Origin of the sequence: Lacrimispora sp. 38-1, from assembly GCF_049890855.1 — a bacterium.
Lineage (GTDB): Bacteria > Bacillota > Clostridia > Lachnospirales > Lachnospiraceae > Lacrimispora.
The window spans coordinates 210,302-221,198 of sequence record NZ_JBANEW010000063.1 but is presented as its reverse complement, the minus strand read 5'-3'; the positions used below and the strand labels follow the sequence as shown (position 1 = coordinate 221,198).

Annotated in this window: 9 protein-coding genes; 5 read left to right on the top strand and 4 right to left on the bottom strand. The window is 42.2% G+C overall.

Going from position 1 to position 10,897, the window contains the following annotated elements:
• Positions 1 to 138 precede the first annotated feature (138 nt).
• Positions 139 to 1,704 carry a plasmid pRiA4b ORF-3 family protein gene (locus V7D18_RS18975; RefSeq protein ID WP_426156476.1) on the bottom strand — a complete coding sequence of 522 codons (1,566 nt, stop codon included), beginning with the start codon at positions 1,702 to 1,704 and terminating at the stop codon, positions 139 to 141.
• Positions 1,705 to 2,091: 387 nt separating this feature from the next.
• Between V7D18_RS18975 and V7D18_RS18970 the strand changes: the two genes are divergently transcribed.
• The 5 genes from V7D18_RS18970 to phoU all read left to right on the top strand — a co-directional run bounded on the left by V7D18_RS18970 (position 2,092) and on the right by phoU (position 6,423).
• The gene (locus V7D18_RS18970; protein ID WP_426156474.1) at positions 2,092 to 3,021 is read left to right on the top strand and encodes a phosphate ABC transporter substrate-binding protein; all 930 of its coding nucleotides are present in this window, start codon (positions 2,092 to 2,094) and stop codon (positions 3,019 to 3,021) included.
• A gap of 100 nt (positions 3,022 to 3,121) precedes the next feature.
• Complete coding sequence (gene pstC / locus V7D18_RS18965; protein ID WP_426156472.1) at positions 3,122 to 4,060, top strand: phosphate ABC transporter permease subunit PstC; 939 nt, start codon at positions 3,122 to 3,124, stop codon at positions 4,058 to 4,060.
• Positions 4,050 to 4,958, top strand: a complete 909-nt coding sequence (pstA, locus tag V7D18_RS18960; RefSeq protein ID WP_426156470.1) for a phosphate ABC transporter permease PstA — start codon at positions 4,050 to 4,052, stop codon at positions 4,956 to 4,958. The genes pstC and pstA overlap by 11 nt, the downstream gene beginning before the upstream one ends.
• A complete protein-coding gene (pstB, locus tag V7D18_RS18955) occupies positions 4,955 to 5,719 on the top strand; it encodes a phosphate ABC transporter ATP-binding protein PstB (RefSeq protein WP_426156468.1) in 765 nt (254 codons plus the stop codon). The genes pstA and pstB overlap by 4 nt, the downstream gene beginning before the upstream one ends.
• Before the next feature lie 41 nt (positions 5,720 to 5,760).
• Positions 5,761 to 6,423 (top strand): phosphate signaling complex protein PhoU, encoded by a 663-nt coding sequence (gene phoU / locus V7D18_RS18950; protein WP_426156466.1) that lies wholly within the window; start codon positions 5,761 to 5,763, stop codon positions 6,421 to 6,423.
• A gap of 70 nt (positions 6,424 to 6,493) precedes the next feature.
• Here phoU and nagA read toward each other — a convergent pair whose 3' ends face one another.
• The 3 genes from nagA to V7D18_RS18935 form a co-directional block, all read right to left on the bottom strand.
• The gene (nagA, locus tag V7D18_RS18945) at positions 6,494 to 7,648 is read right to left on the bottom strand and encodes an N-acetylglucosamine-6-phosphate deacetylase (protein ID WP_426156464.1); all 1,155 of its coding nucleotides are present in this window, start codon (positions 7,646 to 7,648) and stop codon (positions 6,494 to 6,496) included.
• 146 nt (positions 7,649 to 7,794) lie between these two features.
• Positions 7,795 to 10,014: a sensor histidine kinase gene (locus V7D18_RS18940; RefSeq protein ID WP_426156463.1), complete on the bottom strand. Its 2,220-nt coding sequence runs from the start codon at positions 10,012 to 10,014 to the stop codon at positions 7,795 to 7,797.
• Positions 9,986 to 10,699, bottom strand: a complete 714-nt coding sequence (locus V7D18_RS18935; RefSeq protein WP_426156462.1) for a response regulator transcription factor — start codon at positions 10,697 to 10,699, stop codon at positions 9,986 to 9,988. The genes V7D18_RS18940 and V7D18_RS18935 overlap by 29 nt, the downstream gene beginning before the upstream one ends.
• Between the last annotated feature and the right edge of the window lie 198 nt (positions 10,700 to 10,897).

Below are 10,897 nucleotides of genomic sequence, written 5' to 3'. Positions count from 1 at the left end.
ATACCAAAGCTTTCGGCAAAAGTCAACATGTTTTTCAAACTTTTTTGATTATTTTGAAAAACATAATTTTCATAACAATTAAGATAAAAAGGGAGCTCATCCCAACTTGCAGATGAGCTCCGGAATTTCTGTCTATGATCAGGCCTTTTTCCCACAGCATTTCTTGTATTTCTTACCGCTTCCACAAGGGCAGGTGTCGTTGGGATAGATCTTCTGAATGTTCTTCCTTTGAACACTTACTTCATCGAATCCCCTCATCACCATCTCATAAGGTTTATAACCTCTGTTTTGTACCATTCTGGTATTATTCCAGATATCAGTTACTATCACAGCCAGCTTTTCCATATGTTCGGAAGACTCCATGAGAATTCCTGCTGCCTCTAAATCGTTTACAACTTCCTGGAGTTGTCCACCCATACTGATCTCAGCCTGGACCTGACGTAGAATGAGCGGAATCATTTCATCCGGCACATTTAATTCAGAAACCAGGAATTGACTCAGCCTGCTTAATTCACCGCTCATTAAAAATCCGGAGTTATCCGCCATGAAGAGGATCTCCTGATGAGCAGGAATATAATAGGGAACTTTCTTCTGCGTACGCAAAAGGTTTGTATAGCTTTTTTGTTCTGATAATGCCGCATCTACGAAATTACCATCTATATAGGTTACCATTAAGCGGTAAGGTCTTAAAGATTCATATGCCTTTAAAAGTTCATCAGACGTCAGCTTCTTCTCTTCATATTTATTAAATGTTTCCAGAATAACAGACGGAGGGGTTATGGCATACAGGGAATTAGCCGCACAAAGATAGTCTCCGATTCTGCTTATGCGGGACCGTTCTTCCTGAAACTCTTCTGTATTAAATGCTTCATATGCCTTTATTACTTCCTTCGAAACCAGAAAACAGCGGTCTGGCCCTGAAGTTACATATCCTCCGGCATAAAGATAGTCCATATTTTCTGCTTCCAGAAAATTAAGCTCTGTGCTGCCGGATATAACCTGTTCAAATGCTTTCATCTCACTGTCGCGGACACAAAGAAAATAAGGCTTCATTATTTTTTCATTTAATATGTAAGAAATGGTCTTCTGCACTAATTCTTCTTTTTTTAACTTGCTGACACCATCCAAATGATGTCTTTTTGCGATTTCAAGAATGCTGTTTTTATCGTAGCAGTCAAATATATCTGAAATGATGATGTCTTCAGATTTATCAGCCATCTGTTCCAGACGCAGATTCACTGCCGCCATATCATATTCCATCCCTTTATCGGATGAAACTTCCATAAGACCTGCGTATTCTTCCAGGCTGCTGCAAGTCTCCGGAATCGATTCGCCCTTATATTTAATGACTCTTGCTGCAGTCTCCTGACATTCCTTTAAGTAATCTTCCGTCTGAATAACAAATTCCAAACTGCCTGCACCAAAAGATACATATGTAAATTTGGAATCCTTTGATATCTGCCCGTCAATGCGTTCCGTTACCAAATCATACCGGTACTGACCAGTATGTTCTATCTGATCTGATGCTGCCCGTATCTTCTCTGAACGAAACTCAAATTGATACGGGTATTGGCCGGACCAGCAAAATGACGCCTGAATCATATGGTGAAGTGTTTCAAACGTTATTCCTTCAGGTACCAGAATCCTTCTCCAAATCGGCGGCTTGCTTCCTTTGATCGTGATTTTCAGTTGATATGCTCCCATGAAAACGTCCTCCATTCTCGTATCCTTTGTATCCGTTCTTCAAATATTACGGAATCATCATTTGTTACTTCTATAATAAAATGCACGTAACAATTTACCACATTTGCTCCCATTCTGTCCAGTCCATCCCGCTATTTTTATAAAGAATAAAGGGATTTTTCCGTATTTCATCTGAAATTTCAGCATTTTTGAAACAGAATAGAAATGATTATGAATTTAAAGCTCTTTTCTGCAAATACTAGTTATGAAGAATTATACATCAATTATAGTGTTTTACACAAGCTTTACAGACTCTATACTAAAACATGATATCAGAAACACAGACTGACTGCTATACTCCATGATGTAAGCGAAAGCAATATTAAATGAAAAGAGGAGAAAGTGATTATGAAAAAAAATTTAGTAAAAATACTTGCTGCTGCCGGTATGGCAGTATTAACAATGGGAGCAATAGCCGGATGCAGTAACAGTACAACTGAGACTACTGCTGCCGAAACAAAAGCAGCTGAGACTACTGCCGCTGCCAGCGAAACTACTACCGCTGCTGCTGCAACAACCACCGCTAAAGCAACTGCAGACTTAAAGGGTTCCATCAGCATGGTTGGTTCTACCTCAATGGAAAAACTTGCAACTGCTTTAAGTGAAGTATTTATGGAAAAATATCCTGGTGTTACCGTTCAGGCTGAATTCGTTGGTTCCGGAGCAGGAATTGAAGCTGTTACCAACGGCGCTGCTGATATCGGAAATGCTTCCCGTAATTTAAAAGATGAAGAAAAAGCAAAAGGTGTTGTTGAAAATATTGTAGCGATTGATGGTATTGCAGTTGTAACCGATCCCGCTAATAAAGTTGAAAATCTGACAAAGGATCAGTTGATTGCCGTCTATAACGGAACAACTACCAACTGGAAAGACTTAGGCGGCGCTGATCAGCCTATCGTAGTAATCGGACGTGAATCCGGATCTGGTACAAGAAGTGCATTTGAAGAGTTATTAAAACTGGAAGATGCCTGCAAATACAGCAACGAACTTGACAGCACCGGCGCAGTAATGGCAAAGGTAGCATCTACCCCGGGTTCCATCGGTTACGTTTCCCTTGATGTACTTGACAAAACTGTAAAGACATTTAAGCTGGAAAACGTTGATCCTACACCAGAGAATATTAAAGCAGGATCCTACTTCTTAAGCCGTCCATTTGTTATGGCAACCAAAGGTGATATTTCCAAACAGAACGACAACGTAAAAGCATTATTTGATTATATCCATTCTGATGAAGGAAAAGAATTAGTAAAATCTGTTGGCTTAATCCCAGCTAACTAACCAGAACAGAAATAATCGTTTTTTCACATCATGAATGTACTGCATGGGGACGCAGCTGTAAGCTTACGCTACGTCCCCATTTCACGAAAGGAGCCATGATATGCAATCAAAGTCTTATTCCATATTTGGCGGTCACGGAAGTAAATCTGGTATTGAACATGCTGCAGAAGTGATTTTTACGATCTGCGGCTTCTTTGCTGTTCTGGCTGTGGCGTCAATCAGTATTTATATGCTAACAAGCGGTACTCCCGCTTTATTCAAAGTCGGAATTCTGGATATTTTATTTGGTTCTGTTTGGAAACCGGACGCGGCCGTACCAAGCTTTGGAATTCTGTATGTTATCTTAACCTCTATTGTGGGGACTGCCCTGGCAATATTAATCGGTGTGCCCATCGGGGTTATGACGTCCGTGTTTCTGGCAGAGGTAGCCCCTAAAAAACTGGCCGATATCGTTCGTCCCGCAGTGGAACTTTTAGCAGGAATCCCTTCTGTCATTTATGGCCTTCTGGGAATCCTGATTCTGAATCCTGTTATGTATGATCTGGAGCTGAAGATTTTTAAGGACTCTCCTACCCATCAGTTTACAGGCGGGGCGAATTTAATTTCAGCAGTTCTGGTGCTGGCTCTTATGATACTGCCTACTGTAATTAATATCAGCGAAACCGCACTGCGCTCTGTTCCCCAGCATTTTAGAAGCGCTTCCCTTGCATTAGGTGCAACAAAAATTCAGACTATCTTTCATGTGGTAATTCCTGCTGCAAAATCAGGTATTATTACAGCTATTGTTCTGGGTACAGGAAGAGCGATCGGTGAGGCCATGGCAATCAGTCTGGTATCAGGAAGTTCTGTGAACTTTCCACTTCCCTTCCATTCTGTCCGCTTCCTCACAACAGCCATTGTATCGGAAATGTCCTACGCCTCAGGTCTTCATAAGCAGGTTCTTTTCACAATAGGACTGGTTCTTTTCGTATTTATTATGATGATCAATGTGATTTTAAACGGCCTTTTAAAGAAAGGAGGGGACAAAAATGACAAATGATCTCACTATCCCCGTTCATAGAGATTCCATTGTTGTAAATAGTATTTATAATGGCAGAAAAAGAGTCTCAGACTCTCTCTTAACCTTACTTATTTATTTATGCGCTTTCATTTCCATTTTTATACTTATCGGCATTATGGGATACGTATTTGTAAGGGGGGTACCCCAACTGAGTATTGAGTTCCTGACTACAGTGCCAAGCACGATTAAAGGAACTTTCGGAATTGTTGGAAATATAGTAAATACTCTTTATGTTGTGGCAATCACGCTGGTTATCGCCACCCCAATAGGTGTAGGCTCCGCCATTTATTTAAACGAATATGCGAAAGGCGGAAAAGTGGTCCGTACCATCGAATTTACAACAGAAACACTCTCCGGCATTCCATCCATCATTTTCGGGCTTTTCGGATATGTATTCTTTGGCACAACCCTGGGACTTGGTTATTCCATACTCACCGGCGCACTAACCTTATCCATTATGGTTCTGCCGCTGATCACCCGAACTACACAGGAAGCATTAAAAACAGTTCCTGAAAGCTACCGCTCCGGTGCTCTGGGAATCGGTGCAACCAAATGGTATATGATCCGTACTATTTTACTTCCCAGCGCAATGCCAGGTATTGTAACAGGAATTATTCTTGCAATCGGGCGTATTGTAGGCGAATCAGCTGCTCTTCTTTTTACAGCAGGAAGCGGTTATATCCTTCCCAGAAGCTTTCTCGGTAAAATATTTGAATCCGGCGGTACACTGACGATCCAGCTTTACTTATGCATGCAGAAAGCCAAATACGATGAGGCATTTGGAATAGCGGTGGTACTGCTTGTTATCGTACTTGCCATTAATGGTCTCGCAAAATATCTGTCCCATAAATTCAACACGGAGGCGAAAGAATCGTGAATACCAATACAATTAAAATATCATCCAGCCATTTAAATCTATATTATGGTACCAATCACGCCTTAAAGGATGTGAACCTGGAACTTTACACCAACAAAATCACCGCATTTATCGGACCATCCGGGTGCGGAAAATCCACTTACTTAAAAACGTTAAACCGGATGAATGATCTGGTGCCCAATGTTAAAATTGAAGGGGAAGTCCTTTTAGATGGAGAAAATATCTATGATTCAAGGGTAGACACCACACTGCTGCGCAAAAAAATCGGCATGGTGTTCCAGCAGCCCAATCCGTTTCCCATGAGTATCTATGACAACGTTGCTTACGGACCCAGAATTCACGGTATCAAGAATAAATCGGAACTTGATGACATTGTGGAAAAAAGCTTAAAAGGAGCAGCTCTTTGGGAAGAAGTATCCGGGCGGTTAAAAAAGTCAGCTCTTGGTCTTTCCGGCGGCCAGCAGCAGCGTCTGTGCATTGCAAGAGCTTTGGCTGTAGAACCGGAGGTTCTGTTGATGGATGAACCCACGTCAGCCCTTGATCCTATCTCCACCCTGAAAATCGAGGACCTAATGGATGAACTGAAGGAAAAATATACCGTTGCAATCGTAACCCATAACATGCAGCAGGCAACCCGTATTGCTGATCACACCGCTTTCTTTCTGGTTGGTGAGGTTGTGGAGTACGCTCCTACAACTGAGCTTTTTACAGCGCCTAAGGATTCCAGGACTGAAGATTATATTACAGGCCGTTTCGGCTGATTCATTTTTAAATTTTTAAATAAATTAAAGGAGAACCCGACATGACAACAAGAGTAAATTATGAACATGAATTAAATCTCTTAAATGATGATATTAAGGAAATGGGACGGTTAGTGGAAAATTCAATTGAGCAGTGTTTCATCGCCTTTGAAGATCAGGATTTCGAAAAAGCGGAGGACATCATAAAAGGAGACCGTACCATTAATGATTTAGAGCGCTCCATAGAAGCCCGCTGCCTCTCCCTTATTCTTCGTCAGCAACCGGTAGCCGGTGACTTAAGAGTAGTTTCCAGTGCTTTGAAGGTGGTTACGGATCTGGAGAGAATTGGAGACCATGCATCTGATATTGCAGAACTGATACTTCGCATTAAAGGGGAGCATGTTTATCATGTAGTCCGCCATATTCCTTCCATGGCAACTGCAGCCAGAGAAATGGTGCGCAGATCCATTGAAGCATTTATCAAACAGGATCTGGATACAGCAAAAGAAATCGAGAAGCAGGATGATGTGGTTGATGAGCTGTTTGGTAAGGTAAAGGTTGATGTAGTAGATTTATTAAAACAGTCTACCGAGCATATTGACCAGTGTATCGATTTGCTGATGATTGCCAAATATCTGGAGCGAATCGGAGATCATGCGGTGAATGTATGCGAATGGACAGAGTTTTCCAAAACAGGGGCTCTGAAAAATGTCCGGATTTTATGATCTGTTTACAATATAATGGTGCCGCATAACAGCCGTCTGATGACTGTTATGCGGCACCATTGGTAAAATGCTAACACGGCTTCCTGTCAATCATTCTCATTCCTCTGCAATATGTCTCCACTACATCATAAGAATCATTCAGCACTACAAGATCCGCATCGTATCCGGCATTTAAACGCCCTTTCCTGTCATCCACTCCAAGACACTTTGCCGGGTTTATGGTGCAGGAATTAAGTGCAGAATCAAAGGGCACCATGGCTTCTTCCACCAGGAGTTTTAATCCCATGTTCATCTTTAAGGTACTGCCAGCTATGGTCTTAGTTCCCTTTAAATATGCAAGGCCATTCTCCCTGACTTCGATATCATGGCCGCCCAGCTGGTACTGACCTCCTGCCGGACAATTCTTGGCTCTCAGGGAATCGCTGATCATGATGGCGTAATCCCTGCCTTTTGCCGTATAATAGTTATTTAAGGCTGCCAGGTGGCTGTGACAGCCATCACAGATGATTTCCCCGTAAATATCCCGTACTCTGAGGGCGGTCCCTACCAGTCCCGGATCCCGGTGATGATAGGGTGTCATGCCGTTATAGACATGCGTCATGGAAGTGACTCCATTGGCAATTCCCATAAGAGCCTGGTCATACGTGGCAGCTGAATGTCCCATGCTCACCACTACACCATGCTTTTTGCAGTATTTTGTAAGAGCGAAGTTTTCGTCCCGTTCGGGTGCAAGAGTGATATATTTAATCTTTCCTTTAGCCGCCTTCTGATAACTCTCAAACTGCTCTACGGAGGGTTTTGCTATGGCCTCCGGAGGCTGTGCTCCCTTGTACTTCATATCCAGATAAGGTCCTTCAAAATGAATTCCCAGGATCTCAGCACCTTCGTAACCTTCATTCACCACATCTGCTATGTTGGAAACTGCTTTTTCCAGAACTCCGGGCATCTGTGTAACTGTCGTCGGCAAAAGTGCAGTAACCCCCTCTTCCGGAATCCTTTTAACCCAGTCTCTAAGTCCCTGGGGTTCTCCGTCATTGGTATCATAACCATATGCTCCATGGGTATGGATATCAATAAACCCCGGTACAATCCGGTTGTTTCCATAATCATGATCTGGCGGATGGGTTCCATACCCGTTCACTGCTGAAATTTTTCCTTCTGACAGCTCAAGCTGTGCCGGAATAAACTGTCCCGCGATCCAGACGCGTTTGCTCTGTATTATCATATTCGTACTCCTCTCTCCTTCCGGATTACTGTACTGGTGTGACAGACCGATTCTGATCTTTCTTCCAGTATAAACAGTTATTTTCCGGTTTTCAAGAAGTTTTGGAAATTATTTTTATTTTATTACTATTTTTGAAAATCATATCCTTACATAATAGGCCATCGTATCGTCACCCGGAATAAATCAGCCTCTGTTTCAACGGTAAGTTTTCCGTTCTGCAGCTCCACAAAACTTTTGGCTATTGCCATTCCAAGGCCGGAACCTTCTGTATTGCGGGCCTGATCACCTCTGGCAAAACGTTCCGTTATTTCCTCCGGATTAAAGGTCAGCTCTGCAGCTGAGATATTTTTTAATATAATAACGACCCAGTCATTATCTTTTTTCATGTCAATGTAAGCACGCGTTCCAGGCATTGCATATTTTATGATATTGGTCAGCAGATTATCAAAAATACGATAAGTCTTCTGGCTGTCCAGAGAAAGTATAATTTTCTCGTCGGGTAAGTTCCAGCGAAAATCAATGGTTGATTCCTCAATCTTATCACAAAGCTCAAAACTGACCTCTTTTAACAGACTGACTATATCAACATCCTCCAGATCCAAAGTCACATTATTGCTGTTCGCCTTGCTGATTTCAAATAAGTCCTCAATCAGCGCCTTTAACCGCATGGATTTCTGTTCCAGAATATCGATATAGGCTTTGCGCTGTTCCGGAGTGGCATGATCATCCTTTAATAAATTTACATAGGTTATTATGGCAGTAAGTGGTGTCTTTAAATCATGAGACATATTGCTGATTAAATCGGTTTTAAGTTTCTGGCTTTTTACCTCTTCATCAACCACCACCTTAAGGCCGCTCTGTATTTTTTGTATTTCCTTCTTAAATGCTTCAAACACACCCAGATCCTCTTCAATTACTACCTCTAAATTCCCTTCGGCAATCTGATTGGTTGCTTTTAACAGCATATTGTATTTGCTGCTTAAATCCAGGTAGTACTTTCTCATAACAAAAAACAGAATAATGGAATAAATAAATATTGCACCGATACCCAAAAACCACAGGCTGCATAAAACAGTAAGAACAATAAAATTCACTGCTGCAATTTTGAAGATTGTCCGGTCTGATTTATCCTGCAAATTGATGTTTGCCAGATATCCAAACAATTTTCTCAGACTCCTTATCACCCAGCCCCAGAACAGCCCGCATATGGTTCTCTCCCTTAAATAACGGCCGATACCGATGTGAAACACATCTCTGATACACAGGATGGACCAGTAAATGATAGCAAATGGTAGCAGCCACCAGAGAAAATTCCACAGCTTTACCATGATATCCGCTACCACAGGAAGAAAATTGGCACGTAAAAGAGCATTGTATAAATCCCCCCGGTTTGTCACAGCAACCAGGCTGGTAAGCCCTGCGCCAAAGGCAACCGCGCCTGCCCCGATGCCTGCCACCAGTTCGAAGGGGGTTCTTAAAAGAGCAGCACTGTCTGCAAGCGTTACATCAAAGCAGGAAATGAACAGGGCAAGAGCAGCCACTGCACAAATCAGTCCGATAAATATACGGGTAACACTTCCCGAGTTCTCATAAGCAGTCCAGATATTACCGTTGGTATCTTTCAAAGCAGAAATCTGCTGCTCCGACATGCCATAGGCAAATGTCACACTTCTGGGATTGGAAAGCCTTAACTTTCCTTCAGGAAAGTATTGTTCATCGTAATAACTCTCCATGGGATCTGCATCGCCGAAATCCTGAAGCTTATTGAGTAAGTAAGCTGTATTCTCACCTCTTACACAGGATATATCCATGCGTCCCAGTTCATCGTAATGCAAAACTGCCTGAAACACGTAATGGCTGTTGTTGGGGATAAACCGTCCTTCTGAATGATCCAGTATCACTTTGCCGTTTTCATCTATCATCTGATAATCAATGGAATTTCGAATGCTCCCGAAATACCGGTTCCAGTTTTCATATTCCCGGATGCAATTCTTGCGCAGACTCCTTAAATATTCAGTTTTTTCATCCCCGTCATCTGTAAAAATCTCATCATCAGGTGTCACAGCGCTCTTTTGGTTTTCACCGCCGCTTCCGGCTTTCAGCTCTGTCTCTGCTTCCGGTAAGAAATATTGAAAGGGCGAAAGTATCTTATTCTGCTCTGCCTGCGCATCTTCCATTGCCAGAACGTAGTTGCCGAAAACCAGGTGCCTTAAAAAAGCATTTTCTTCATATACCGGGGCTCCGTTCCGTGAAGATTCATTTTCAAAAAAGGGGTACAGCTCCACCATAACGAACGCCGCTGAAAAAACAACTGCAGCCGCAAGAAGCGCACTGATTCTATGCCTGTTTTTCAATTTTATATCCAACTCCCCACACCACCTTTAAATATTTCGGTTCCTTCGGATTTAATTCAATCTTTTCCCGGATTTTTCTTATATGCACCATAATGGTATCTGTATTGATAGCCCGCTCATTCCAGACTCTTTCATAAATTTCTTCCGCCGAAAATACCCTTCCAGGATTTTTCAGAAGAAGCGCAAGGATCTTAAATTCAATGGGAGTCAGCTTCACCAGTTTTTCATCTACTGTAACCTCAACCGTATCTTCATTTAATTCCAGCCCTCCGATGGAATAGACATTGCTTTTCTCTTTCTGTTCCTTCGCTTCCAGCATATCCATATACTTCCTATAACGTCTCAGTTGGGAATTCACTCTGGCAAGGAGTTCCATGGGGGTAAAGGGCTTTGCAACATAATCATCCGCTCCGATGTTTAAACCCATTATCTTATCCACTTCTTCTGACTTGGCCGACAGAATAATCACTGGAAAATCAAATTTTTCCCGCAGCTTCACAGTCATGGTAATTCCATCCATCCGCGGCATCATGACATCAACAATCGCCAGATGGATTTCCTCCTTCTCCAGTATTTTAAGGCCTTCTAAACCGTCTGCAGCCTGAAACACCTCGTATCCCTGACTTCTTAAGTATATTTCAACTCCCTGCCTGATTTCTTTGTCATCTTCAACTAATAAGATGTGGTTTGCGTCCATGTGATCTCTCCTTATCTATCATAATCCGCTGATTCCTCCCAGCGTTCCCTGCATTTATTATACCTCACTCCTATATGTTTTCTCTACATTCTTAGGATAAAATACCATTCTTAAATTGATTGACAGAGAAACCGAAAGAAATTCTAAAATTCCCCGTACATCTCTGCATGCAAAAAAGGTGCCAAGGAAAAACCGCTT